The organism is Microbulbifer sp. NBRC 101763 (assembly GCF_040371615.1).
GTDB classification, from domain to species: domain Bacteria; phylum Pseudomonadota; class Gammaproteobacteria; order Pseudomonadales; family Cellvibrionaceae; genus Microbulbifer; species Microbulbifer variabilis.
Genome location: NZ_BAABQV010000006.1, coordinates 354,903 through 379,803 on the forward strand (window position 1 = coordinate 354,903; position 24,901 = coordinate 379,803).

The following is a 24,901-nucleotide window of genomic DNA, read 5'->3' on the forward strand; positions in this document are numbered from 1 at the left end:
CCCAAATACTGGATATTTTGCCAGTGTAGGGCCGGCGCTTACAAGTTTATGGGGGATTTCGGTTCAGGCAGGATCAGCGGGAGGGTTGGGCCTGGCAGCTTGATTGTCGTCATCGATCTTATGGTGGCGCAGGGCCAATTCAGCAATATAAGAGGACAGGAACACCCTGCCGCTCAACTCCTGCAATAGCTTGGAGCGCCCCAGTCGGTCCAGTACTGGTCCTTTCACTTCTGCCAGGTGCAGGCAGATATTACGCTCCTGCAGGTCGCGATTGATTTGTTGCAGACGCTCGATGGCAGTGCTGTCAATACGGTTGACCGAAGAGAGAATCAGCACCAGGTCGTGCAGGTTGGGGTGGCGCTTGACCTCCACCAACAGACGCTCTTCGACTGCACTGATATTGCTGAAGAACAGGTTCTCATCGATGCGCAGGAAGAGGATATCCGGCAGGGTTTTCACTGTGTGGCGTAGCACATTGCGAAACTGCTCAGTGCCGGGTACCCGTCCCACCACGGCAATATGAGGCCGGCTTGTGCGCCAGATCAGGGTAGCGAAAGAGAGTCCTACACCCAGGCCAATCCCGGCCTCCACCCCAAACAAGAGTACCCCCAAGAAAGTACCGCCCATGGCAAGGCCGTCGGTGCGGTCGTAGCGCCAGTGGTGGGCCATTGCGCGGACATCTATCAGGTTTGCCGCCGCCACTATTATTGTGGCGGCCAGTACGCAGATCGGCAGTTCGGTAAAAACCTTGGTGGCATACAGCAATACCAGTGCGATCACTATCGCTGCAATAATCCCGCTGAGCGGGGTTTTCGCGCCGGCTTCATCATTAACGGCAGTACGTGCAAAACTGCCGGTTACTGCAAAGCCCCCGGAAAAAGCGCTGAAAAGATTCGAAGTGCCCAGGCCGCGCAACTCGGCGTTGGGGTTGAGTTTTTCCCCCCGGCGCAGAGCAATACTGTGGGCTACTGAGAGGCTCTCGACAAAACCGAGCAGGGCAATAATCAATGCCGGCAACAGTAGCTCGTAAACCATGCCCAGATTAAAAGAGGGCACCTTTAGGGCCGGTAAGCCCGCGGGAATCACGCCAACCACCGGCAGCTCTTTTTCCCAATGAAAGATGGTGGTGAGCAGGACCGATATCAGGACGATCAGCATAGGTGCCAGTCGCGAGAGCAGTTTTGCCCGCGGTGGGCTGGCCCCCATTTTGCGCAACAGAAATGGCAATCCCAGGCGCGCTGCAATCAGGCTGGCCAGGGCCACAATTCCCAGCAAGGCGGCTTCCGGATCTGTCATAGGGGAATTACTGAGAGTGCTTACCAGAATCTCCAGAGCGGTGTGCCCCTCACCCTGAATACCCAGCAGCGGTGCAATCTGCCCCACCATAATCAATATTGCTGCGCCGGAGACAAAGCCATCCACCACCGGCAGGCTCAATAAATTGGACAGGCTGCCAAGGCCCAGTAATCCCATTATTAGCAAAATGATCCCGCTCAGCAGGGCCAGGAGGATGGCGCCGTTTATATATTCCTCGCTACCTGGGGTGGCGATGGGGGTGAGGGCTGAGGCAGTCATCAGAGCCAGAACGGCTACCGGACCGACGGACAGTACAGAGCTTGAGCCAAATATTGCGTAGCCAACCAGTGGGAGCAGCCCAGCATAAAGGCCCAGGTAAGGCGGCAGGCCGGCAAGTGCTGCATAGGCCAGCGCCTGGGGTATCAGCATCATGCTGGCCAGGAGCGCGCCCACGGCATCGCCTACCAGCCACTTGGGCTGGTAGCGCTTTAACCAGGGTGGGATAAGGTGATGAGCTCGCATTCCCTTGCCTGCTGAAGATTGGCCTGCTAGTCGTAATGTCCCGCTTCAACAAGATAGTTGGCTTGTGCTGCGCTAGTGGTTAAAGCGCGGGGTTAGCTCTGGGCTGCGACAGTTTTACGGGCGCCGAACTGGAAAATACCCATGCCGGTGAGCATTGCCAGCGTAAAAACCAGGGCCTTTTCCTGGCCGGCACCTGTGGCCACAATCGCTGGGCCAGGGCAAAAGCCTGCCAACCCCCAGCCCACGCCAAACAGCAGGCCGCCGATTACCAGGGGGCGATCAATATCGGCACTGGTAGGTAGCTGCAGGGGCTCTTTAAGGAGAGAACGGCTGCGTCCCTTTACTAGCTGAAAGGCTGGCAGCCCAACGGTAATTGCACCGATCATCACCAGTGCCAGGGATGGGTCCCAGGCACCGGCCAGGTCTAAGAATCCCAGTACTTTCTCCGAGTTTGCCATGCCTGAGAGCAGCAGGCCCAGTCCAAAAATCAATCCGGCCATTAGTGCGATTATTCTGGATTTCACTGTCATTCCCTCCATCAGGCTGCCAGTAAGTGGCGCAAAACATATACGGTGGCAAAGCCCGCACCCATAAACACCAGCGTGGCAACCAGTGAGCGAAGAGACAGGCGGGACAGCCCGCAAACACCGTGGCCGCTGGTGCAGCCGGAGCCATAGCGGGTGCCAAACCCCACTAACAGTCCGGCGACAATCAGGGTTGGGTAACCCGCATCAATTTTTATTGGGGGTAGGGCAGAAAAAAGTTGCCAGGAGAGGGGGGCGATAAGCATCCCGGCAATAAATGCCAAACGCCAACCAATACCTGTCCCCCTTTCCAATAGGCCGCCAATAATTCCAGAAATACCGGCAATGCGACCATTGAAAAGCAGTAAAAGGGCGCTTGCGAGCCCAATGAGTGCACCGCCAGCGAAAGCGGTAGTGGGGGTAAAGGCCGTCCAATCGATAGTCATGGGTCTACTCCGCGCAATAAAGTTGGTATAGGGTTTGCAACAGGGTGAGAACTCGCTGGTCGGCTACCCGGTAATACACGTGTTTGCCCTCGCGGCGTGTGGCCACCAGCCCTTCGCGGCGCAAAATACCCAGCTGTTGGGACAGGCTGGGTTGGCGAATTCCCAGCCTTTCTTCAAGTTCGCCTACATTTAGTTCTTCCTGGCTCAGCTGGCAGAGCAGGATCAGGCGGTCCTGATTGGCCAGCGAACGCAGCATGGCCGCAGCCTGGCCGGCGGATTCGCGCATCTTGTCGAAGTCGAGATTATTGGGGTCTGGCATAGCGCTGAGCCTGTGAACAATTTACAAAATAACAATATATTGTTTTATATATTATCAGAATGTATATTGATAGCATAGTGAGTGCTGGAGGGCATGAAATGCACCAAGAGAAGCAAGTCGCTCAGGTAAAGCCGTTCCTTGATCGGGACACAGAAACCTGGAGCTATGTGGTATACGACAAGGAGGGGGGCTCCGCCGCAGTGGTGGATGCTGTGCTCAACTTTGATGTTGCCTCCGGGCGAACCGGTAGCCAGGGGGCAGAAGAGATAGTGTCGTTTATTCGCGATAAGCGGCTGACCCTGGAATGGATATTGGAAACCCACGCCCATGCGGATCACCTTTCAGCGGCCCCCTTTCTGCGGGAGCAGCTGGGTGGGCGTATCGCTATCGGTGACCAGATTTGCCAGGTGCAGAAAATCTTTCGCGATGTCTTTAACCTGGAACGGGAGTTCCTCGCAGACGGCAGCCAGTTTGATCATCTCTTTAAAGATGATGACACCTTTAAGGTGGGAGCGCTGGAAGCGCGAGTGATGTACAGCCCTGGGCACACCCCGGCAGATATGGTTTGGTTAATCGGGGACGCCCTGTTTGTGGGAGATACCCTGTTTATGCCGGATGTGGGCAGCGCCCGCTGCGATTTTCCCGGCGGTGATGCCACACAGTTATATCAGTCTGCACGCAAGATATTGTCCCTGCCAGAAGAAACCCGCATGTTTATGTGCCATGACTATCCACCCAAAGGCAAGCGGGATTACCAGTTTGAAACCAGCGTAGGGATTCAGCGCAAAGAAAATATCCACTTGCGCGATGGTGTCAGTGAAGAAGAGTTTGTAGAAATTCGCAAAAAGCGCGATGCCAGCCTGAATATGCCGAAGCTGATTATCCCCTCTGTGCAGGTAAATATCCGCGCGGGACAAATGCCTCCGGCAGAATCCAATGGTACTGTCTATTTAAAGGTTCCGCTAAATCAGCTTTAGCTATTTGTTAAAGTGTCCCCAGAGGATTGGATTAAATCAATTTTGAGGCGAACATGAACATTAAAAAACTGGATGACCAGGTCAGCGTTTCCGAACATATTACCTGTGACGCTTTGGCACCCTTGGCGCAGAATGGTATACAGGTTGTGGTTTGTAACTGCCCGGAAGGGGAGAGTGAAGCGCATCCCAGCTATGCCGATATGAAGCTTGCAGCGGAAGAAGCTGGAATTAAGTTTGTGGCAATTCCCTTTACCCGTGGGCGTATGATGCGAGAGCACTGCGAGGCCTTTCGCAATGTGCTGCAAGAGGGAAGTAAAGTGCATGCATTTTGCCGAACCGGAAACCGCTCCAGCCAGGTTTGGGCGGGGGCCAAAATCCTGATGGGTGCAGATAAAAAGCAACTGCACTCCCAGGCTCAAGGGGCGGGTTTTGATATTAGTGCAGTACTGGTCACAATCGAACCTTAATCTCATATATTTTTCAGCAGTCAATTCTGGCTGCTGGTGATTAACTATTCTCTATGGCGGTACAACCTGGTGCCGTCTCTTATCTTTCTTGAGTCCTGCGTATAAGGGGGCCGTGGATAGAGAAAAATGTGAGCAGTAAATGATGGCCAAGCAGCAGTTTTCCAGATGGTTTCCTATTCTCAACACCCTTACTTTTTATGATCGGGACACCCTCATTCGGGATCTTTTGGCTGCAGCAATTGTTACAGTACTGTTGATTCCACAGTCTCTTGCTTACGCTCTACTCGCCGGTTTGCCAGCTGAAGTAGGGCTCTATGCCAGTATGGTGCCCCTTATCGTCTACGGTGTTTTTGGCACTAGCAATACTCTGTCGGTGGGGCCGGTTGCTGTGGTTTCCCTGATGAGTGCTGCCGCATTAGGAGAAGTTACAGCGTCAGGTGCTGTGGACTACCTGAGTGCCGCTGCCGCTCTTGCGCTTTTATCTGGGGCTATCCTCGCAGTACTGGGTGCTTTGCGTCTTGGCATGCTCGCTAACTTTCTCTCCCACCCAGTGATATCTGGTTTTATCACTGCCTCTGCCTTATTGATAGCACTTAGCCAGTTGCGGCATCTGCTGGGTATATCTGCCAGTGGTGATACTGCGCCCGAATTGCTTGTCTCCCTATGGGAAAATTTAAGTGCAGTTAATAACCTGGCTTTAATAACCGGCTTGGGAGTCGTGCTGTTTCTATATTGGGCGCGAGCTTATGGGGCAACACTGCTGAAAACCTTTGGTTTATCATCGGGCACTGCCGAACTCCTATCTAAAGCTGCTCCAGTATTGGGGGTGTTGGCAACGATTGGTTTGTCATTTTGGATGGACTTTGAAGTGCGGCAAGTAGCCTTGGTGGGCCTTATTCCTGCAGGTTTACCATCGCTGACCGTGCCCAAAATATCGTTGCCGTTACTTGAGACTTTACTGGTGCCGGCATTAATGATCGCCATTATTGGCTATGTGGAGTCTGTATCTGTTGCCAAAACCCTAGCGGCTAAGCGCAGGCAGAGAATTGATACCAATCAGGAATTGGTTGCCCTGGGTATGGCCAATGTGGGGGCTGGTCTCTCTGGCGGATTTCCTGTGAGTGGAGGCTTCTCCCGCTCTGTGGTGAATGACGCAGCTGGTGCGCAAACGCAATTCGCCAGCATCTTTACCGCGGTGGGCATTGCCCTGGCCGCACTCTTCTTAACCCCGTTTCTTTACTATCTCCCCAAAACCACTCTGGCTGCTACGATTATTGTTGCAGTTCTCTCGCTGGTGGATTTTTCTATCCTGCGGAAAACCTGGCATTTTGCTAAGGCGGACTTTCTAGCAGTAACCCTGACTATCGCCGTTACACTGCTGTTTGGAGTAGAGCCCGGCGTTGCCTGCGGGGTAGGTGCTTCGCTGCTGTTATTTATTTATCGAGCCTCCAAGCCGCATATTGCGGAAGTTGGACTGGTGGAGGGGACGGAGCACTTCCGCAATATTCATAGGCACCAGGTAAAAACTGTTCCTGAGATTCTTAGCTTTCGTGTAGATGGGCGGTTGATCTTCTCTAATATTGGCGTTTTAGAAGAGCGTATCTATGCAGGCCTCGCCAGTAATCCTCAGGTGAAGCATGTGATATTGATGTGTAGTGCGGTGAATGAAATAGATTGGAGTGCCTTGGAGGTATTGGAGTCTATCAATGGCAATCTATTGGATAGAGACATTCAACTGCATCTGTCGGAAGTTAAGGGGCCAGTGATGGATTGCCTGGAGAGGAGTAGTTTTCTGCAGAAGTTATCTGGAGATGTATTCTTGAGTCAGTACCAAGCATTTTCTTCTGTTGTAGAATATTAACCTTAACTATTCGTAATCCACTTAGATGTTTTTATTAAAAATGGAGAGCGAGGCTCTCCATTTTTAAGTTGTTAGTGATTTCTCTATGGCTGAATTAATTAATGCTGTTTGAGTGGTAAATCATCGCTTGCCAAACATTTTGCTTGCCGCCACCGTAGTTGTCATAGGTAGGGTTCTTGATGTATGACCAGGCTACTTTACCGTTACCAAGGAAAATGGGTTCATCTAGGCCACCCCAACCATATTTAGTCAGCTTTACTGGCCCTTCTAACACATTCAGGTCTGCGTCAATCTCCATAACATAATAGGCCTTGGGAACCAGCATACGCATTGCGCCATTCTTAGCTGAACTTCGGTTATATGACAGGTTGTCGGAGATACACTGAAATTGTGCGTAGCCAAACAGGTAGCGACCATTTTTCAAATCGATAAGTTGAGGGTCACTGATTTGACAGTCGGGCTCCTCTACCAGCCATTTGAAGCCTTGCCCCTCGATACTGCCGTTACCATCGACTTTGGCGATGCCAATACGGGTTAAAGAAGAGGCGTCCAAGGCATCGCCTCCGCGTAGGCCCTGTCTGGAGATGGTTGGGTTGGCGCTGCTTGACATATATGAGAAGAAGCAATTTGTACTATCTGAACATTGCTCATCAAAGGGGCCTCCACTACTTGTATCAATGCCGTATTTGCTTTGAAGGAAGCTATTCATTTCCTCGTCATCGATATACTTGGGGGAGACGATAAGCGATAGATTTGTATCTTCATCAACCGGAACTACCGTGTGCCCACCTCCATTGGAGAAGAATGCATTGTCGGACGGGACCAGGTAATTGTAATTTCCTTCAAATCTACTGGTTGAGGAAGTATCCTCCATTTTGATAGCAATAGTGTTTAACCCGCGAGACTGATTATATTTGCCGCCATCGCTGGTACAAATTGCTCCATATTTTTCATTGTCTGGGTTATAGAAAGCCCGGATATTTAATACATGGCCATAGCCACAAAGCCAATACCAACCCCTATTATTGCTGCCACTCATGTTTAGGGACCAGTTATCCCGATCAATGACGGTCATTCCTGCAGAATAGTGGGAGCCACCATAGCTGCCGTCAAAAACTCGCGCTGTCACGGAGAACGCATAGCTGGTACGGCCTTGGCTATCATTATCCACATAGATAAGCTCCTGGGCTCCGGCATGGCCACCACCGTGCATCTTGTTTACAACATAGGCTGCGGGCTTTTCACTGAGCGGTTGATTGTCCCACTCCATTAGCCAGATCTGGTCGTTATATTTATAGCCTCTCTCACGAATGTACTCGACCATCGCGTTATAGTCGGCTTCAGAGAGCTGATCGACGATATAAGCCATCTCCTCTTGCATCTCATTTCCTTTAATTGTCTTAAAGGATGGAGAATCACCAAAATCGGTCTCAGGGAAATTGGCTTTAAGCCCGGGGAGGAAGTCCTCAAATGTTAGGGTTGGATGATCAGTAAAGTAGCCGATGTACTGACTATGATTGGTTGATATCATCAGGCCGATGTCCCTTTCAATACGGGCATCAATAGGGCTGATATTGTCCTCCATTTTCATCCAATCGCTACCGTATTGTTCTACCAAGTCACCCTGCACCTCATAACGCTTGTTTGCCTGGTATTCAGTGTTGCACAAGACCGCAACCCGGGAGCAGTCTGAGCTGGCCGCAATTCCATGCGACTCGTAGCATTGTTTTAGCAACGTTGTGTTACCGGTTTGATCAAAGCTTGAAGTCTCTGGGTTATATTGCAGCTCATAAACAGTGCCATAAGTGACTTCATCATCTCCACTACCCTCGCTTAGGGTCTTGGAAACAAATATCCGAGGCTTATCAGTGTCAGTTGCGCAGGCAGCCGTGTAAGTTCGCATGGGGACCGACTTTAGGGGGTCGTCCTGGGTGCTGTCTGTCCTGGCAATATAGTGTGGGAGCCCGTGAACCTCTTGAGCATTGGATTGGCCATTCGGTAGGGTGATATCCCGAGAAGTAATTCGGGCAAATCCCAAGTCTGCAGCTTCAATATCGCCAACAGTCACTGTACCGGGTTCATTGTCTGGAAGTGGTGTAGTGCTACCTGATCCGCTGCCGCCCGTACCACTGCCACCTGTGCTACCTCCGGAGCCCTGGCCACTACCATCTCCCCCCGTGGATGGGGATGGATCGGAATCCGAAGAGGAGTCCCCACCGCCACCGCATGAAGCCAATACGACAGTAAGTGTCAGTGCCAAAATTTTCTTGCTAAATAGCTTATCCATAGTCTGCTCAAAGATACATTATTTAAATCGAATGCAATGTGGGAACTTGTGGACCACTTCACAATGTTGAAAAGGCAAAATTGGGGGACCATTCTAGTTCCCTTTATTTACTTTTCTGTGCAGTACTTAATATATCTTCTATTGGGTCACTATATTGAAAGGAAATCTGGTATAGGCCCTCTTCTTGACCAGTTGGAGAAGTTTTAAATGGAATCACTAGAAGTTTTGTCGAAGACTGAATAGGAGAGTAAGAGTACCTATTGCTCAATGCCAGTGTCTGATTTTTATCAATAAGTGCGACTAACTTTTTGACGAGGTCTCACAGTGGAAAAGGTCGGTATCTTAGTTCATGTTAGAGTAACTTCGATTGCGTTTGGCAAAAGGAATATATGTATGTCAGGTAAAATCTACCTGCTTATGAATAGACGATGTGTGCTTGATGCCCACAAATTTATTTGTCAAATGCTTCAATGATTTATGATTCAAGTGTCTTACAAGGTTTGGGTATTACACTTCATAACTGACAGCAAGTTTTGGATTTTTTGCTAGACAGCTTTTGCTCACCAATGCCAGTGGGCTAATTACTGGCATTGGCAGGCTCTTTTTTTAATTTAATAGAAGACTGACTATTGGTATTAAAATAGCTGCAAATTTGGTTTGCGGATTGGATGATGGATCATTTGGATCAGTACCCTCTTCATACTCCTGAAGGTTGGTATATCCATCATTATCTGGATCATACCATGCGTCATTTACAGATAATGGATTAAGGCCATTGTCATATTCCCATTTATCATCAATTCCATCACCGTCTGTATCAGTCAGGTTTACATTCGTACCGATTTGACGCTCATGCCAATTGGACAAGCCATCATTATCGTTATCAATACGAATAGCTACCTCTGTAGAGACCAATTCAATATCGGAATTTAAAACGCCGTGATTGGCACCGCCCGTTGACGTACAACCTGCATTGGTATGTACACCAATCAGGTGACCGGAATCATCTAACACGCCGGAGCCGGAGCTCCCTCCTGTTGTGTCCAAGTTTGCGTAGCGCATATAGCCGACCAAGCCGCCACTCGACTCTACGCCGTCATATTGGCCGGCGTCAACTACCTTTGGAATTCCTGCGGGATGTTGGATAATTGTTAATTGGTCATTCAGATTTGGAATGTCGGCAGATAACGAGGCAGATGGAAATTGAGAGTTAGGGTTGCCTGCTAGCTGGACTACTGCATAGTCTAAGCCACCGTGCCTATATTCTACCAAGTCAACAATGTCAAACGATACTATGGATCTCAATGTGCCATTTGCATCATATTGATAATTAAATTCAACATGCATATTTGTAGCATGTTGTGCGGATGTAATTGTCCGCCCTGTGGTATTGTCAATAGGAGCATCCCATCCGCGCCCGTCATTGGTTTGCTGATCGAAACAGTGCCCGGCGGTTAAAAACAAATTGTTGGTTAGTAATGTACCCGTACACCACCTAACGTCATTGACATTTCCTGGGTTGTTATATAGCGCATTAAGGTTATTGTTCCATCGAATATGTCCGACAGCACCTTGATGCGTGTTAACGAAGTCTATGGTTGGCCCAAGCGTTCCGTTATAGCTCTCAACATCTTGCCAGTCAGTAGTGGGTCCACAAATAGATTCAGTGATAACTGCATCTGGAGGAGGGGGGATTTCATTCATCATTGATGAATGGCTGTCTTCGGCAAATGAGAATGATCCCGCGGTGACCAGCGCACCGAAAGAGACTATCCCTAGTATTGCATTTATATTCATTATTGCTTCCCTATCGTTTATGTATTCGCAAATGCGAAGCTAGTCGCCGCCCAACATTGGTTCCACTGAGTAGATATATTTACAATTTAACCCGGGCATTGTGCCGGAAGATTCCAGGTAACTATTGGCAATGCATATCCTATAATCAAGGATACCTTCCCCTTTTCTGTAAATGCGCCAATATGAAAGGCAACTTTTGGATAGAATTTTGTGGTTTGCACCAATCTAATTTAGTGATTGATGCTTCACAATGGTTCTGCTGATTTCAATATTCAGCAAGAGTTTGGTGAAGCATTCCTCACCAAACCCTAAAGTTCCAGAAGCATCTTGGTTACTTACTAAAGCTGTTCTGGCAGTTGGTGGTACCAAAATTAAGGTGCTCCCTAATAGTCCTGGTACACATATCTAATATACTGATGGTTTTCCGGGTCACATGATGGAACCCCAAGCTTAACGCTCTTTCCAGTAGTGGCCGCATTTAATAGCATGGCATACCAAGCTTTCGCCGTTTCCGGTTGAGAGTCCAAGCTGAAACGCCAATAGGTATTTCCTACGGTACTCTCTAATTTACAGGCATCATCTTTTAATCGGAAGTTGACGATGTTGTCATGAACATAGATTCTAGCTACTGGACCAACTACAGCATCAGCTTGAACATTCGCAGCTAAAGCTGCAAGACCCAATAATAGGAATTTTTTCATTTTTAAGTGGCTCCTAGCCAAGGTTTTGTGTGAGTGTCCTTCAAGATAAATTGTACCAAATACCTTGATATCCTTTTGTCTCTACAACAGGAAAGCCTGTGTGAGCTTATTGAGTTGGGTGTGAAGTTATATGCACAACTCAACGTAAGGAAATTAATTTTTATTTCAGTATTGGTAGCGCCACTGATGTTATATTTGTAAATATCAATGCGTCAATAGGTTTAATGCTATTTTTTGCGGAGTGTACGTTTTGTGGTTATTGTAATTTGATGTAATTTGCCGTCTTATTGGTGATAGTAGTTTTTAGATGATTAATGGTGTTGAGTTTCTATTTGTATAATTTGAATCTGGTCGTTAGTTTTAAGGTGAGTTGAATTAATAGAGGGATAAGTGGTGTATATTTTTAGCTCAATTTGTTGGCGGTGAATTCAGGACACCTAAAAATTGGAGATAGGTACTAATAAGATTATTGGTACCAGTACAGTATCGGTAGATATTTATTATCAATTTAGGGCTAATCGGCAGTGAAAAACTGAAAGGTATACTTGGGGTTCGAACCTTGTGGTTTTGGGTAATTGAAGTCGGATTATGTATCCTGGACTCAATTTACTCGCGACGATACTCATCGTCAATGCTAAATTCCATATCTGTATCACACAGGAATTCCCATTTTGCATAGCGAGAGGTGCAATGATAATAGGGTATCGTGCTCAAAGAGATCTGAGCGCTACGAGGCAAAGGCATTAATTATATAAATGTGTATATTTGTGCAGCATTTGATTTTGCAGTCTATGCTGTGTCAATATTTATGGCGCTTATAGCTACGAGTTTTGTGGGTGCTCCGAATCTATGCACAAGGTCAAATTAATGAAAATTGTGGTGGTAGTAGTGTTACTGATAATCAGTACCACCTATTTTACTAGACCGGAAAAAGCAAGTGAGTTACTTGCTGAATACTGTCGAGGTTCCTATCCGGATATGTCATTAGAGAAGTGTAGACAGCAAATAAGGACCCCTAAAATCAGGTGTGATGTTCTGAAAGGTACCCTGGAGAAAGATGATGTGTGCGTAAGGTGGGGGCCGCCAAAAGGTTCTCGGCGGGCTCTTGATAACGATATTAATTTATAAATAAATATTTTAGAGGTTTCACTGATTGTAGCCATACGTGATAAATTTCGATACCTGATGTATTTAATAAAGTAGTTCAAACCAAACTCATTTAAAACTAGTACTCAATACGAGCAACTTTCGCAATCTTTTCCCTTAGCCATTTATTTGCCGGATCATCCTTATTTTTTAAGCTCCAATAGGCTTTCATAGAGTATTGGGGAAGGCTGACCGGTGGAGTAAAATGCACAATATTGAATTTTCCGGCAATAGACTGGATAAATTTTCTTGGCGCGGTGAGGATTCCATCACTACACTCTACAATGTAGGGCGCACTGGAAAAATTTGCTACTTTAAATTGAACATTTCTGGACAAGCCAATTTCTTCTAGTGCCTTGTCAACCGTTCCGCGATTATCTCTCCCTGTGCCTGCCATAATATGCGGATATCGACAAAAATTATGAATATTTTTTTTGTCTTTCAAAAATGGATGCTCATTTCGTACCGCGGAGACGAAATCATCTTTATACAAAGTTTTTACCACCAGGCTTGGATGATTTGATTCCATAACACTGATAGAGAGATCCGCTTCACCGCTCTCAATTTGGTTGGCGATCCTGTGCTTATCTAACTTTATAAAAATAATCTGGATTCTCGGGGCGTCTTTTTGAAGTGATGCTATTAGAGAGGGAGCGATACTCTGCTCCACCAGGTCGCTCGTTGCGATATAAAAAGTGTGCTGGGTACTTGCAGGGTTGAATTCTTCTTGATTTAAAATATTCCGCTCAAAGTCATTTAACCAGCGATTTAGCGGTGTTTGTAGGGACTCAGCTCTTGGAGTCAGCACCAGTTGATTACCCTGCCTTATGACCAGTGAGTCATTAAAGCTATGGCGGAGTTTCTTCAACGTATGGCTTACCGCAGATTGCGTTAGCCCTGCACGCTCGCCTGCTCGGGTTAGATTTCGGGTCTCAAAAATAATCTGCAGGAGCCTAAGTTGGCTTAGCTCAATGTCCGAAATATTGCTCATTCTAACCAGTCTCGGCTATTAGTTATGCTCATAGCTATATTAAATTAATTAATTTCAGTAATGAAGCCTAAGGTCCTATTCTGCCGCCTCTTCAATTGTTTCAACCCCAATTTCGAGGAAGTGATTATGAGCTTGAAGAAACTGCTTGCGATGGCAGCATTGCTGGTGAGCCCAATGGCGATGGCGGACAACGTTCTGGTTGTGATGTCAGACGTATCGGAAATGAAGCTGAAAGGTGGCAGTGACTACAAAACGGGCTTCTATTTGAATGAGCTTATGGAACCGGTCAAATTGATGATGGAAGCTGGTCACACAATAACATTTGCCACCCCGATGGGGCTGGCGCCGACACTGGATCCGGTTTCGGATGCGCCTGACCATTTCTTGGATACCAGTCAAGAAAACTACAATGCCCATAAAGCTTTATTCAACCAACTTATGCTGACTGACAAAGATCACAGTCCCGTAGTCAGCTTTGCGCGTATTGAGCAAATCGGGATAGAGAATTTTGATGCGCTGTTTGTGCCGGGAGGTCATGCACCTTTAGGTGACTTGGTATCCAATGATCAACTGGGTAGCTTCTTGCGACATTTTAACACCGAGTCCAAGCCTACCGGTTTAGTGTGTCACGGCCCAGTCGCGCTGCTGTCCGCATTGCCTAACAGCTCTGAATTTGAAGCCCAAATGAAAGCCGGTAAGAAAGCTAAAGCTGCCAAAGGGTGGGTGTATGATGGCTACAAAATGACCTCTTTTAGTAATTCAGAAGAATCTGTGGCTACTCAATACTACCTGGGTGGCGATGAGCTGTTCTACTGGCCTCAAAATGCACTCACCAATGCGGGCGGTAATTACTCCCGTAGCAAAGAGGACTGGCAGCCGCATGTAGTTGTTGATCGTGAACTGGTAACAGGCCAGAACAACAAATCCTCCATTGCTGTTGCTCAAGAACTTCTAAAATTGATGAAATAGTAGTCTATTTTAGTAACAGGCTTCTTCAGGCAAAGCTTCAAAAAGAATCTCAAGGCTATAAAGAATGATTTCGGTAAATAGCCTATGCCTGAAGGGGCGGTATAAATGCCGTATTTTACAAACTCTATTTTATACCTTTGAGTACCGTTGACGATAATCCAGGAATCCCTATGAGCACATCTACTATCTTTCAACCGAATAATGTCGCAGTTATTACTGGTGGTGCCAGTGGAATAGGTTTTGCAGCCGCAAAGGCCCTATCAAAAAGAGGGATGAAGATTTGTTTAGCTGATGTTAACAAAGAAAAATTGGAAGAAGCCAAGCGCGCTTTACCAAGTGACACTTTAATAGTAGAAACCGATGTAAGTGATTTTAGCTCGGTACTGGCACTCAAAGATAAAGTTAAAAAAGAATACGGCCGTATTGATTTTCTTTTTAACAATGCAGGCACTGCTGTTAAAAATGGAAGCTGGGAGAACTTAGATGGTTGGAATAAGATCATCAATACCAACCTTTGGGGGGTCATTCATTGTATTCATGCATTTGCTCCCGAAATGATAAGTCAAAGCAGCCCATCGGTTATCGTTACAACTGGATCTAAGCAGGGAATTACCACTCCACCAGGAAATCCGGCTTACAACGTCAGTAAAGCTGCGGTAAAAGCCACCGCGGAGGCGTTACAGCACTCTATTCGAAATACTCCTGGAAGTCAGGTCTCATCCCACTTATTAATTCCCGGCTTCACCTACACGGGTATGACTGGTAGCCCTAGTAAACCTGATGGCGCATGGACTGCAGATCAAGTGGTTAGTTTTATGTTGGAGAGCGTCGAGCGTGGTGATTTTTACATTCTTTGCCCAGATAATGACGTAGATCGTGAAACTGATGTTAAACGTATGAGATGGGCTATGGGGGATATCATTAACAATCGCCCACCACTCTCTCGTTGGCACCCCGATTACCGCGAGGCATTTGAGGCGGAGATGGGTAAACAGTGAGAATGCTATTTTCCTAGTAGGAAATATAATCAGAATTATCTAAATGGAATGCAGGTAGGATTTAATTCAATTTTGTAATTGTTTAAGTCCTATACCTGTATGGTACTAGATAACTGCTTTTAAGGTTTTCATTCCTTAGACTGGTTTTTCAAAAATATCGTATGTTTTTCTTATTCGGCACGATATGTCTGGCTATTTGCTTACTAAAAATTAGACAAAAGAGCTGATAGATAACCAATCCGGCTCTTTGTGCTGAAGTCCTTTTTTCTTAATTTTTTAAAAACTCCCTGATTGAATATCTGATCAATAGGGGTGGCTTATAAAGCCTTTTGTGTACTGGTTTTTTAGCTATTGTTTTTGTTCAGTACTATATACATAAAATTAATTCTATTGATGCGCGTACAAGTTTTAATCTTTGCAGCAGCTGATGTGATGAAAAATTTAAGGAGACAATCATGACTCAAACAGCGCTTATTACTGGTTCAAATAGTGGTTTCGGTTATCTCATTGCCAATACACTTGCAAATAATGGCTATAAAGTAATCGGCACCATGCGAGATCCAAGTGGCCGCAATGCTTCTGTAGCCAATGAGCTTATTGCTAAAGATATCGTTGTCGTCGATATTGATGTAACCGATGATGAGAGCGTCGCCAATGGTATTGCTCAAGCAACTAAAGAAGTCGGTCCAATTGATATATTAATTAATAACGCGGGAGTCGGTACGCTCGGGTGGCAGGAGAGCTTTACCATCGAGGACTTTAAAAAGGTTTTTGATATCAATGTTTTTGGCGTTCAGCGTTTAATACGTGCAGTGTTGCCGCAGATGAAACAACGCCGCAGTGGAACTCTCATTCAAATATCAAGCATTTTAGGCAAGTTCGTATTACCTTTTCTTGGTTCTTATAATGCCACCAAACATGCGATAGAAGGAATGGCAAAGAATTATCGCGTAGAGCTGGCGCAATTTGGTATTCAATCTTTGATTGTTCAACCAGGCGGATTTGGAACCGATTTTGGCTCAAACCTGTTAAGAGCAAGTGATAAAGAAGTGGCTGCGAGTTATGGTGAATATGCAGATGCCCCTGAGCAAATGTGGGCCGGTACTGAGAAGGGCCATGAATCTGAGGGCGCCCCCAGTCCGCAATTGGTTGCAGATGCGGTTCTGAACTTACTGAAGACGGAGCCTTCAAGTCGACCATTTCGAACAACTGTGGACGGTACTGGATTGAACCCTACGATCGAAAAGATCAATCAAGTGACCGAAGAAGCAATGCAGGAAATTTATTCAGCATACGAAATGGGTAATTTATTCCAGCTTAAAAAGTACTAATCTGTTCAAGGTGTAGTAGCAATCTTATGTGCTTGTACAGATATAAAGGTACCTTATATTTTATATATTTAGATTTCACATGCTCTTAAATGTGCCTTGGATTTTTATCGCAGATAGTAAAAGCCCAATTATTCATACAGCCATTAGTACTGAACGGAAAATACTATTAAAGAGGCGCTGTACGCTATTAGATTTCCTGAGATAGAGGGGCGGAATAGTAAGCAATCTGATTTCAATGGGTATTCAGAATTACTATGGATAGAAGTGCATTGGCCTGCAGCCGGTATTCCTTTTCTAGAGCTAAGCATATCATTTACTGTGAAAGTCTGGGCGGAGTTTGGGATCTGGTAAAGTGAAACCTTGTGCAAATTAGGCTAGCCATTGAAGTGTGTAAATGAAAAATTACTAATTCAATAGTATTTGGGGGTGGTGCACGATATAGGCTATTTTTAACTTAATATGGGTGAGCATATAAAATACCAATGCTCACCCATATTTTGCTAGAAATTATCCTGTTGTCTTACCTGATGCCAATTGGCTCCAAAGTCAGTTGACTCATAGAAGTCCCCATTAGCACCATCACAGGATACCAACAGGCGGTCGGCAATCTGAGGGACTATAGAGGTACAATAGTCTGTCGGCGGTTCATTTTCGGTTGCCACCCAGCTCTCCCCACCATCGGTGGTGGTTAGGATTTTGACTTCAGTATCACGAGTTCCACCAGAAAAGCTATTTAACGCAAAGCTTACAATAGCAATAGCATCATTTTTATTGGAGAACCAGGGAACGGATCGGAATGTAAAGCTCTTTTTACGACATGAGTTTTTTGGAGATTTATTATCCGGGCAGCTTCGGATATAGGTTGTTATTTTATTCTGAGCGCCATTTTGGTCGATTTTATGATAGGTTGGCTTTCCACTCAATGACCAAAAGCCAGCTTTTTCAATACCTAGCTGAACAGCACCAGCATCAATAATTGCTGAAAATTCAAAGTCATTAACAGATCTTTCGATCATCCAATTGTCGGGGTTATAAATGAAAATTTCGCTATTGATTGTCGCAAATACGGTATTTTCGTAGATTGAGTGGTTACGGATATTTATATAGTTCTGCCCATTGAGTTCAAATAGTGTTGTGTTGTATATGTGGCGATCTATTTTTTTTGAGTGAGCCTGTTTGTTTTTTATTTCAGCTTCTAATCTATGATCCCATCTTTTACTCGAATTAGTGGAATAGCGGTTAATTAGTCTCCATTGTACATCTGAACCAGATACGGCGCCTCTTAGAATATCTAGCTCAAAGTCACGAGCAACCAAAATCTCGATTTCTCCTGTATCAAGCATTCTTAAATGCTCTACATGAGAGTTGTGCTCTAGTGATATATCTAGCCAGTCCCCAAAAGCTGGACGCCAGAAAAGAGCTCCTTCACTACCCCCTACCACCAGGTCACCATTTTTATTTTGAGCAATGGCGGTTAATTCATGATTAGTGTCAACAGCATCAAGCTCCCACTCTCCTTCAGAGGTCCGCTTGATAAATACACCAATCTTTCCTAGAAAATAGATAGAATTGGCCGGCGAAACATACTGCTCATTGTATGTCACAGGATTCTGTGCAATAGATATATACGTTGATTCACGTTCCTCATCATTTTCATCAACATGCCATCCATTAAGTACCTCAGGGTTGTACTTAAGGAATGGGAAGTATTTCGTAAGCACTTCACCTTTCTCTGATTCTGGGGCTCGAATCAAGAGGTCAAGATACCTATCACCTTGAGGTTTCGGATAATAGATTAGTGTGCCGAGGTCTGTTACCTCTCCCTGGTTTACGGAGAAGGTTCCCAGTTTTTCATTTGCACTGACAAAGCGGCTATACCATCCATTACCATTGGCGTAAAACGCTCGAATGCTACTCAGAGAGTAGTTTCCAGGTTTGACATAGGAGGCAAATACGGTCGTGCCATTTAATTTTGGCTTTGCGGCTAGGAGGCGCTCCGGCTTTATTGACTTTGACTCATTCAGGTTTTCAGGGTTGATTGTAAGCTGATTAAAGGGTAGAGGGTTACCTGAGGCATTGATGATCCGAGCGACTACGATACCCTCTTGATCATTAATAGGAGTGCTCTCCTCCAGAGCAGGCAGTATATTAACCTGCCCCGCACAACCCTGTATAATTATTATACAGGTCAAAAGTATAAGTGGGTAAAACTTTATACATCTGAAGGGTTTTATCCCGGGCATATTACTCTCCATAATTTTGGTCGATGCCTGCTAATTGTATTGCAACTAGCTCTAAGATAATATTCTCAGCCGTATCATTCATTTGCAAACCTGAACTTATGGAAGCGGTATCTTGACGCAAAATCTGGAGAATAAAAGGCTGATAGAGTGTAACTCAGGCCGAATGGCCCTCTTTTTAAAGAGTGCCATTTTTACTGCGCTTTTTTTATCGGAGTCAGTAATTGCACGAACTCTATCACTGGTATCTTATGAAAATCCACCTGATTTGGGAAGTAGGCAGGGATATGTACTGGTGAAGCTTGATGTGGGTGGAACGGCGCCTTCGATCGAATTTTTTAAATTGTATTCGAACGGAAGCACCTACTTAGAAAGTGGGAAAAAAACCAGGCTGCGAAAAAATAACCGTTACCATATCAGGCTAAAGGGTAAGCCCTCAGGCTATTACTTAATGGCTATCCCCTCAGGCCTTTACCAAATTACTCAAATTAATGCACCTTATTTTAATCTTCCATACAAGCTAGATACGTCTAGTCGACGTACTTGGCGTTTTCATGTGGAAGCAGAAAAGACCAATTACATTGGCAGCTTGTTCATAGGTAAGCAGAGAAAATCAGATTCGATTGAAGTTTATTTAAAAAATCGTATAGCAACAGATTTTAATGAAATCCAAGCATCACTTGGATCGTTAACTGAGTTATATCCTCTAGTGTCTGGCACGGGAGTACAAGATGTGTTCTTTAATAGTTGGCAGGGTCCGCTGGAGGTAGAGCAGTGAAGATTGTTTGTCAGCTAATTCAATTAGCTTTGTTGAGTTTCATAGTAAATGTTGGGTCGGCAGTTGCGATGCCTGCTGAAACTTACTTTAAGCCCGTTGAAACTATGACGGCTCAGATTAGTCCTGATGGGAAGTTTGTAGCCTCTGTAGCTCAGGGTGATGAAAGCCAGAAGTTGGTTATTTGGAATAGTGTGGATGGATCTAAGAGAACATTGATTGATCTGAAAGCCTTAACACCTAGGGATGCGTCAATCCGATTCATTCGCTGGATTGGTCCTAGATATATTGTTGCGCAATTTATGGAGTTAAAAAAAGGTGTTAAAAATTTACTCGATACCAAGCCTGCTTATCGTTTATTGGTGCTCGATGTTTTAGGTTCTAAAAGTTTACCGCCAAAAGTATTTGAGGTGAAAACATCAGGTTGGTTAGTTCATGCCTTACCGGATGAGCCTGGGTATTTTCTATACGCCAAGAGTGGGATTTACTCCAAGGTATACAAAATAGACGTATCAAAACTGAACTTACTTAACCAGAAAGCGAGTAAGCTTGTACGAAAAGATGGCGGTCAATTTACAGCTCAGAATGAAGTAGCCTCGGTTAAGGGCTTTGCCGCACGATGGTTCTTTGACCTGTCAGGTCAGCCAGAATCTGCTCTGTATTTCGATGAAGGGAAGCTTCACCTAAGTAGGATTGCCGATGGTATTTCTTCAACTCCAATAAAGAGTTGGACGAAAGAAGAGTTAGAGGAGAAGCCATCTACAGGTGAAAAGTATGGTGTTCTTATTCCGGTGTCTATTAGCCCTGAGGATGGTGCTTACTTTTGTCTGGATACAACTGCTGAGAAAGATCGTACTGTTTACCAGTGTAATTTTTCCACTGGGGAAGAAAGTGTAGTTTACCGATCAGATAGCTATGATATTGTTGATCTGATTATAGATGAATCAACGGGTGCGTTAATTGGTGTAAAAGTTGTTAGAGATGGAAAGCTTGAGTATCAATATATAGATGAAAGCATACAAGTAAACGATGGCATGACCAGTTTGCTGGAAACAACGGTGGGAGCAAGTATCGATAATACTGTAAAGCTTTACTTTAGTGAGACCCACGATCAGCCTGGACGCTATTTCATCCGAAAACAAGGGCAGAAATCTGATCAGCTTGTTGCTTCTAAGTTTCCTCATTTAGATGGTCGGCTTGAGAGTCGTCAATTTCATGACTGGATTCAAGTAGAGGGAATAGATATTCCTTATGTTTTGAATATGCCGAAGGGAAACGGGCCATACCCTCTTATAGTGATGCCACATGGTGGCCCATTGGGTATTTTTGATCATCAGTATTTTGATTATTACACGCAGTTCTTTGTGGCGAATAAATATGCTGTTCTTAGAGTGAATTATCGAGGATCGAGTGGCTATTCAGCTGAACTGGAAGAGGCCGGTATTCAGCAGTGGGGTAACTTGATGCTTGAGGATATTTATCAGGCTACAAAGGTGGTTGGCGCTCGTAAGGATATTGCGTCTTCACAAATTTGTGCAGCAGGAGTGAGTTATGGTGGTTATGCAGCATTGATGATGGCTATTAAACATCAACAATTATTTCGCTGTGCAGTTAGTATAGCTGGTGTTACAGATGTTAACTTATATCTTAACTCCCCTTACACATCAGAGGCTCAAACTAAGTGGTTACAAGAGAATGTTGGTGACACTGTCAAAAATTACGATCTCTTGAAAGATATCTCTCCAGTATACTTGGCTCAAGAACTTAGTCGCCCAGTGTTTATTATTCATGGCGAGAAGGATGAGGTTGTCGATATAGAGCATATGCATCGTATGCATATGATGTTGAGTAAATTTAATAAAGACTATGAGTGGAAAGTTTATCCAGATATGGCTCATGGCCCTGCTGATAGTGAGCATCACGTAGCTGTTTTTAGCTCAATTATCGAATTCATAGAAAAAAATATGAAGTGAATTATCATTTTGATGGGTTTCTAGGGTGTGTCCTAATTATTCTGTAATATCTTTTTAGCAGACTAGAATAGTTTCTTTCGATGAAGAGTGATTTCTGTACCTGACCAATTCACGGCTGTCCCTTTGTCGATATAAACTACTCTACGGTATGGCAGTAACTCCCCTTACTGCCTAAATTCTATTGATTTTTAAGTTATTTCATTCTCTGCTAGTACTAGTAGTAATCTAACTATTTAGATTAATTTGGGGATACCCAGCAGGTTGGGGCTTCCTTGCTGGGGACGTAGGGTTTCACTGACCGCTATTACTTATCCCCTTTCCTTGTTTAATGCGTCTATAAATTTCTTCACGGTGCACAGGTAGGCATTTGGGGGCATGTATTCCTATCTTTACTTGACTCCCCTTAACCTCTAATACTGTGATAGAGACATTTGTTCCAATTCTTAGGTTTTCGCCAGTCCGGCGTTTTAAGATCAACATATTCTTTTCCTACTGATACGCATGTTATGACTAGGCATTCCTAATGGGAAGGCGGCTAGAAGGGCGGTGTTTGCAGGAAATTTGAGGTGGGGCACGGGAACGGTAGGCGTAGAAAAAGAAAAGGCAGGCAATACGCTCCCAGAGCTTGGGGAATCGCTCCAAGCTGCTGAATGTACTCCACTTTATTGAAGACGAGCGGGTTTCTAGCGTACTATGCATGTAGCCACTTTGATAGTCTGTGTATCAATTTGGTTAGCTGGCCCCTGGTGTTCCCGCACCTTGGGTCAGCGCCTTTTACTTTCTCTTATGTCACGCTACCGTTCTCCTATAGGGAAATGGGTTATTTGAAAAGATCTTGGGCCTTTTACTTCTGAGCTATTTAGCAATAGAAGCCTGTTGAGTTGCGGCCCTAAATATCGATAAATATCTACTAATTCTACGCAGCTTTGACACTAAAACAAACTTAATAAAATCCAATAAGATTATTTTCGTGCCTATATTTTGTTCTTTTCAGTTGGATAAATCTGATTTTCCTCTTAAGAATTTCGGATTAAATTCGCGTTCTTTATAGATTCCTGTGTTAACCAGCTCCCGATGATTTATCAATCACGAGCATCTGGATGACTTAGGATTTGTCTGTATGAATGGGCACGCTAAAGACAGACTGGTTATTCAATTGGAAAGCATATATGGGGAATCAGATTGTTCCTGATTTTCTGTAAAGTCCTCTTATGTAGTAAAGCTCTCGGTGTTCGTACAAACCCCTTATATTGAACAATAGTCATTCTGGAAGGTGGCGCTATACCCTGTTAGCCTCCATTGGATTGTGAATCGGGGACGGTAAGGAATATGCAGGAGTCGGATGTTGCCAATCGGTTGATAGAGGCGGCACGGGAGTGCTTTTTAAACGATGAGTACCACCGGGTAACCACTCGCCAGATTGCGTCTAAGGCGGGCGTGGCGGTATCAATGATCCGGTATTACTTTGGCAGTAAGGATGGCTTATACGAAGATATGATTCGTCAAACCTTGCTCCCCCTGATTAATGCGGTTGAGCAGCTGAGCCTCGATGGCGACTGGGATTTCGGTGACCTCTTCGATCTCTACTATGCCACAATGCAGAAGAATCCCAGGTTTCCAGCCCTAATCTTGAAGGTTATGGCACTTAATGAAGGGCCAGGAAAGAATGTTGTTCGCCAACTCTTAGAGCGGGGGCGCCAGCGGGGTGCCAGGAGATTGGCGGAAATTCAGGGCGCTGAACCTTCGGACACTGGCATTGAATATGATTTGCTCAGGATAGCGTTTGTCAGTCTTGCCATGTTACCCATGCTGGCCAAGCCAGTTCTCGAGGAGCAAATGGGCCAGGAAATGGGGCCTGAGTTTTTAAAGCAGCTTGCCGATTTTAATGGCCGAATCCTAAAGGCTGGTTTACAAAATATGTAACCTTTTAAGTCTCTGTTTGTAATCACAGAGATGTTTCTTTTAATGGCTATTTTTATCGGATATTTGTTTCTGAGGAGTTCTTATGCCCAGGTCTATGCAAAAGAATAGGGTTTCTAACTGGATCTTTAAGAGGGTTTCCAATGCGGTTTACAGTTTATGTAATATTCCAAACCGCCTGATGCCGCCTCCCTTTCGTTTGATGCAAATAGGATCTTTATTTTGGCAATCTCGTTGTTTATACGCTGCTGCCTGCCTCAATGTTGCTGATCATATTGAAGATAAAGCCATTTCAATAGAGAAGTTGGCGGATGCTTGCAATGCTGACAAACAATACCTCTATCGATTGATGAGAATGCTCTGTGCAATGGGGGTTTTTAAAGAAGGGGAATCGAAATATTTCTCCCATAATAGAAATTCAAGGGCGCTTCGTACCAACGCTGACAACAGCGTAAGGAGCATGATCCTGATGCATAATTCACCTGAATTCAGTAGGCCATGGTTTACCAATTTTGAGGGGCATATCAAGGAGGGCAGTGTACCTTTTGAAGGTGTGTATGAGCGGGAGATGTTTGGTTATATGAATGATCACCCGAAGGTTAGTGATCTATTTTCCGATGCAATGGATACTGTAGATCACCTTACCGGTTTACAATATTTGCAAGACTTTAACTGGGCAAATTTTGGTCGAATTATTGATTTGGGCGGCGCAAAGGGCAGTAAAAGTGCGAGTATCCTTTCTTCGTACAAACACTTGACTGCAGTTATTGTTGATAGGAGCAATGTAGAATCGACTGCGCGAGAGTATTGGCATACTCACCTGAATGATATTGTTAGGAAACGATTAGACTTTTATCCTGCTGATATCCTAAATGACCCACTTCCAAATGCAGTAAGTGATAAGGACATCTATTTGTGTGTGGCTATTTTTCACTTGCTAAATGATACCAGGGCTAAAGAGCTTTTGAAGAATATTCACCGGGCGATGGGTGAACACAATGCGACTTTAGCTATTGTTGATGCTGTACTGCCGGAGAAAGGGGCAGATCTCAATTTAGCGGCAATGGATATGCAGATGCTGATGGGAACACAAGGGCGTGAACGAACGGTCAGTGAGTGGAATAAGTTGTTTGTTCAGACTCCTTTCTACTTGGCTGAGACTGTCAGTGTGCGGTCTTTTGCTAAGGTGATGGTTTTAAAGAAAAGAGAGGAGTTAAAGCGAGCTGTCAGTAATTAAAGTGAGCTATCAATAATTGAGACATCTCTAATGTGGCCCCTATTCGACAGCAGGTATGTACCAATTGCCTGTAGAGATTTATAAAGAGATTTATAAGGAGTAAGTATTAATAGGCTAGGTGGGG

Annotated in this window: 20 protein-coding genes; 10 read left to right on the forward strand and 10 right to left on the reverse strand. The window is 45.0% G+C overall.

What is annotated here, in order from left to right; translation table 11 throughout:
• Nucleotides 1-63: 63 nt before the first annotated feature.
• From ABWV76_RS16865 to ABWV76_RS16880, 4 genes are all read right to left on the reverse strand, one after another.
• Nucleotides 64-1,818 (reverse strand): SulP family inorganic anion transporter, encoded by a 1,755-nt coding sequence (locus tag ABWV76_RS16865; RefSeq protein ID WP_353376686.1) that lies wholly within the window; start codon nt 1,816-1,818, stop codon nt 64-66.
• Nucleotides 1,819-1,910: 92 nt separating this feature from the next.
• Nucleotides 1,911-2,348 (reverse strand): DUF6691 family protein, encoded by a 438-nt coding sequence (locus tag ABWV76_RS16870; RefSeq protein ID WP_353376687.1) that lies wholly within the window; start codon nt 2,346-2,348, stop codon nt 1,911-1,913.
• An 8-nt stretch (nt 2,349-2,356) separates the two neighbouring features.
• Nucleotides 2,357-2,788, reverse strand: coding sequence for a YeeE/YedE family protein (locus tag ABWV76_RS16875; protein WP_353376689.1), 432 nt, complete (start codon nt 2,786-2,788; stop codon nt 2,357-2,359).
• 4 nt (nt 2,789-2,792) lie between these two features.
• Entirely contained in the window at nt 2,793-3,107 is a 315-nt protein-coding gene (locus tag ABWV76_RS16880; RefSeq protein WP_282953067.1) for an ArsR/SmtB family transcription factor, read from the reverse strand.
• A gap of 98 nt (nt 3,108-3,205) precedes the next feature.
• Between ABWV76_RS16880 and ABWV76_RS16885 the strand changes: the two genes are divergently transcribed.
• The 3 genes from ABWV76_RS16885 (at nt 3,206) to ABWV76_RS16895 (ending at nt 6,412) form a co-directional block, all read left to right on the forward strand.
• Nucleotides 3,206-4,084, forward strand: coding sequence for an MBL fold metallo-hydrolase (locus ABWV76_RS16885; RefSeq protein WP_353376690.1), 879 nt, complete (start codon nt 3,206-3,208; stop codon nt 4,082-4,084).
• Nucleotides 4,085-4,137: 53 nt separating this feature from the next.
• Complete coding sequence (locus ABWV76_RS16890) at nt 4,138-4,551, forward strand: protein tyrosine phosphatase family protein (protein ID WP_020413245.1); 414 nt, start codon at nt 4,138-4,140, stop codon at nt 4,549-4,551.
• Between the two features lie 139 nt (nt 4,552-4,690).
• Entirely contained in the window at nt 4,691-6,412 is a 1,722-nt protein-coding gene (locus ABWV76_RS16895) for a SulP family inorganic anion transporter (protein ID WP_020413244.1), read from the forward strand.
• Between the two features lie 94 nt (nt 6,413-6,506).
• Here the strand turns inward: ABWV76_RS16895 and ABWV76_RS16900 are convergent, their stop codons facing one another.
• The 4 genes from ABWV76_RS16900 to ABWV76_RS16915 form a co-directional block, all read right to left on the reverse strand.
• On the reverse strand, nt 6,507-8,699 hold the full coding sequence (locus tag ABWV76_RS16900) for a hypothetical protein (protein WP_353376691.1): 2,193 nt from the start codon (nt 8,697-8,699) through the stop codon (nt 6,507-6,509).
• Between the two features lie 606 nt (nt 8,700-9,305).
• Nucleotides 9,306-10,496 (reverse strand): trypsin-like peptidase domain-containing protein, encoded by a 1,191-nt coding sequence (locus ABWV76_RS16905; protein ID WP_020413242.1) that lies wholly within the window; start codon nt 10,494-10,496, stop codon nt 9,306-9,308.
• Between the two features lie 383 nt (nt 10,497-10,879).
• Nucleotides 10,880-11,197: a hypothetical protein gene (locus ABWV76_RS16910; RefSeq protein WP_020413241.1), complete on the reverse strand. Its 318-nt coding sequence runs from the start codon at nt 11,195-11,197 to the stop codon at nt 10,880-10,882.
• 1,225 nt (nt 11,198-12,422) lie between these two features.
• On the reverse strand, nt 12,423-13,334 hold the full coding sequence (locus tag ABWV76_RS16915; RefSeq protein ID WP_353376692.1) for a LysR family transcriptional regulator: 912 nt from the start codon (nt 13,332-13,334) through the stop codon (nt 12,423-12,425).
• Between the two features lie 126 nt (nt 13,335-13,460).
• On the opposite strand from ABWV76_RS16915, the gene ABWV76_RS16920 reads away from it, so the two are divergent.
• From ABWV76_RS16920 to ABWV76_RS16930, 3 genes are all read left to right on the forward strand, one after another.
• Nucleotides 13,461-14,303: a type 1 glutamine amidotransferase domain-containing protein gene (locus tag ABWV76_RS16920; RefSeq protein ID WP_353376693.1), complete on the forward strand. Its 843-nt coding sequence runs from the start codon at nt 13,461-13,463 to the stop codon at nt 14,301-14,303.
• A gap of 170 nt (nt 14,304-14,473) precedes the next feature.
• Nucleotides 14,474-15,301 carry an SDR family oxidoreductase gene (locus ABWV76_RS16925; RefSeq protein ID WP_353376694.1) on the forward strand — a complete coding sequence of 276 codons (828 nt, stop codon included), beginning with the start codon at nt 14,474-14,476 and terminating at the stop codon, nt 15,299-15,301.
• A gap of 455 nt (nt 15,302-15,756) precedes the next feature.
• Nucleotides 15,757-16,632 carry an SDR family oxidoreductase gene (locus ABWV76_RS16930; protein ID WP_353376695.1) on the forward strand — a complete coding sequence of 292 codons (876 nt, stop codon included), beginning with the start codon at nt 15,757-15,759 and terminating at the stop codon, nt 16,630-16,632.
• 500 nt (nt 16,633-17,132) lie between these two features.
• Here ABWV76_RS16930 and ABWV76_RS16935 read toward each other — a convergent pair whose 3' ends face one another.
• Nucleotides 17,133-18,875 (reverse strand): WD40/YVTN/BNR-like repeat-containing protein, encoded by a 1,743-nt coding sequence (locus ABWV76_RS16935; protein WP_353376696.1) that lies wholly within the window; start codon nt 18,873-18,875, stop codon nt 17,133-17,135.
• Between the two features lie 112 nt (nt 18,876-18,987).
• Here ABWV76_RS16935 and ABWV76_RS16940 point away from each other — a divergent pair, with 112 nt between their 5' ends.
• Both ABWV76_RS16940 and ABWV76_RS16945 read left to right on the forward strand, forming a co-directional pair.
• Entirely contained in the window at nt 18,988-19,650 is a 663-nt protein-coding gene (locus ABWV76_RS16940) for a hypothetical protein (protein ID WP_353376697.1), read from the forward strand.
• Nucleotides 19,647-21,620 carry an alpha/beta hydrolase family protein gene (locus ABWV76_RS16945; RefSeq protein ID WP_353376698.1) on the forward strand — a complete coding sequence of 658 codons (1,974 nt, stop codon included), beginning with the start codon at nt 19,647-19,649 and terminating at the stop codon, nt 21,618-21,620. Before ABWV76_RS16940 ends, ABWV76_RS16945 begins: the two co-directional genes overlap by 4 nt.
• A gap of 291 nt (nt 21,621-21,911) precedes the next feature.
• Here ABWV76_RS16945 and csrA read toward each other — a convergent pair whose 3' ends face one another.
• Entirely contained in the window at nt 21,912-22,100 is a 189-nt protein-coding gene (gene csrA, locus ABWV76_RS16950; RefSeq protein WP_353376699.1) for a carbon storage regulator CsrA, read from the reverse strand.
• Between the two features lie 849 nt (nt 22,101-22,949).
• On the opposite strand from csrA, the gene ABWV76_RS16955 reads away from it, so the two are divergent.
• Both ABWV76_RS16955 and ABWV76_RS16960 read left to right on the forward strand, forming a co-directional pair.
• Nucleotides 22,950-23,543 (forward strand): TetR/AcrR family transcriptional regulator, encoded by a 594-nt coding sequence (locus tag ABWV76_RS16955; protein ID WP_353376700.1) that lies wholly within the window; start codon nt 22,950-22,952, stop codon nt 23,541-23,543.
• Nucleotides 23,544-23,625: 82 nt separating this feature from the next.
• A complete protein-coding gene (locus ABWV76_RS16960; RefSeq protein WP_353376701.1) occupies nt 23,626-24,777 on the forward strand; it encodes a methyltransferase in 1,152 nt (383 codons plus the stop codon).
• The last annotated feature ends 124 nt before the right edge of the window (nt 24,778-24,901 follow it).

What these genes read in the sequence shown, in the direction of transcription:
- ABWV76_RS16865 (WP_353376686.1), bottom strand. Translation starts at nt 1,818, where the DNA reads ATGCGAGCTCATCACCTTATCCCACCCTGGTTAAAGCGCTACCAGCCC.
- ABWV76_RS16870 (WP_353376687.1), bottom strand. Translation starts at nt 2,348, where the DNA reads ATGACAGTGAAATCCAGAATAATCGCACTAATGGCCGGATTGATTTTT.
- ABWV76_RS16875 (WP_353376689.1), bottom strand. Translation starts at nt 2,788, where the DNA reads ATGACTATCGATTGGACGGCCTTTACCCCCACTACCGCTTTCGCTGGC.
- ABWV76_RS16880 (WP_282953067.1), bottom strand. Translation starts at nt 3,107, where the DNA reads ATGCCAGACCCCAATAATCTCGACTTCGACAAGATGCGCGAATCCGCC.
- ABWV76_RS16885 (WP_353376690.1), top strand. Translation starts at nt 3,206, where the DNA reads ATGCACCAAGAGAAGCAAGTCGCTCAGGTAAAGCCGTTCCTTGATCGG.
- ABWV76_RS16890 (WP_020413245.1), top strand. Translation starts at nt 4,138, where the DNA reads ATGAACATTAAAAAACTGGATGACCAGGTCAGCGTTTCCGAACATATT.
- ABWV76_RS16895 (WP_020413244.1), top strand. Translation starts at nt 4,691, where the DNA reads ATGATGGCCAAGCAGCAGTTTTCCAGATGGTTTCCTATTCTCAACACC.
- ABWV76_RS16900 (WP_353376691.1), bottom strand. Translation starts at nt 8,699, where the DNA reads ATGGATAAGCTATTTAGCAAGAAAATTTTGGCACTGACACTTACTGTC.
- ABWV76_RS16905 (WP_020413242.1), bottom strand. Translation starts at nt 10,496, where the DNA reads ATGAATATAAATGCAATACTAGGGATAGTCTCTTTCGGTGCGCTGGTC.
- ABWV76_RS16910 (WP_020413241.1), bottom strand. Translation starts at nt 11,197, where the DNA reads ATGAAAAAATTCCTATTATTGGGTCTTGCAGCTTTAGCTGCGAATGTT.
- ABWV76_RS16915 (WP_353376692.1), bottom strand. Translation starts at nt 13,334, where the DNA reads ATGAGCAATATTTCGGACATTGAGCTAAGCCAACTTAGGCTCCTGCAG.
- ABWV76_RS16920 (WP_353376693.1), top strand. Translation starts at nt 13,461, where the DNA reads ATGAGCTTGAAGAAACTGCTTGCGATGGCAGCATTGCTGGTGAGCCCA.
- ABWV76_RS16925 (WP_353376694.1), top strand. Translation starts at nt 14,474, where the DNA reads ATGAGCACATCTACTATCTTTCAACCGAATAATGTCGCAGTTATTACT.
- ABWV76_RS16930 (WP_353376695.1), top strand. Translation starts at nt 15,757, where the DNA reads ATGACTCAAACAGCGCTTATTACTGGTTCAAATAGTGGTTTCGGTTAT.
- ABWV76_RS16935 (WP_353376696.1), bottom strand. Translation starts at nt 18,875, where the DNA reads ATGCCCGGGATAAAACCCTTCAGATGTATAAAGTTTTACCCACTTATA.
- csrA (WP_353376699.1), bottom strand. Translation starts at nt 22,100, where the DNA reads ATGTTGATCTTAAAACGCCGGACTGGCGAAAACCTAAGAATTGGAACA.
- ABWV76_RS16955 (WP_353376700.1), top strand. Translation starts at nt 22,950, where the DNA reads ATGCAGGAGTCGGATGTTGCCAATCGGTTGATAGAGGCGGCACGGGAG.
- ABWV76_RS16960 (WP_353376701.1), top strand. Translation starts at nt 23,626, where the DNA reads ATGCCCAGGTCTATGCAAAAGAATAGGGTTTCTAACTGGATCTTTAAG.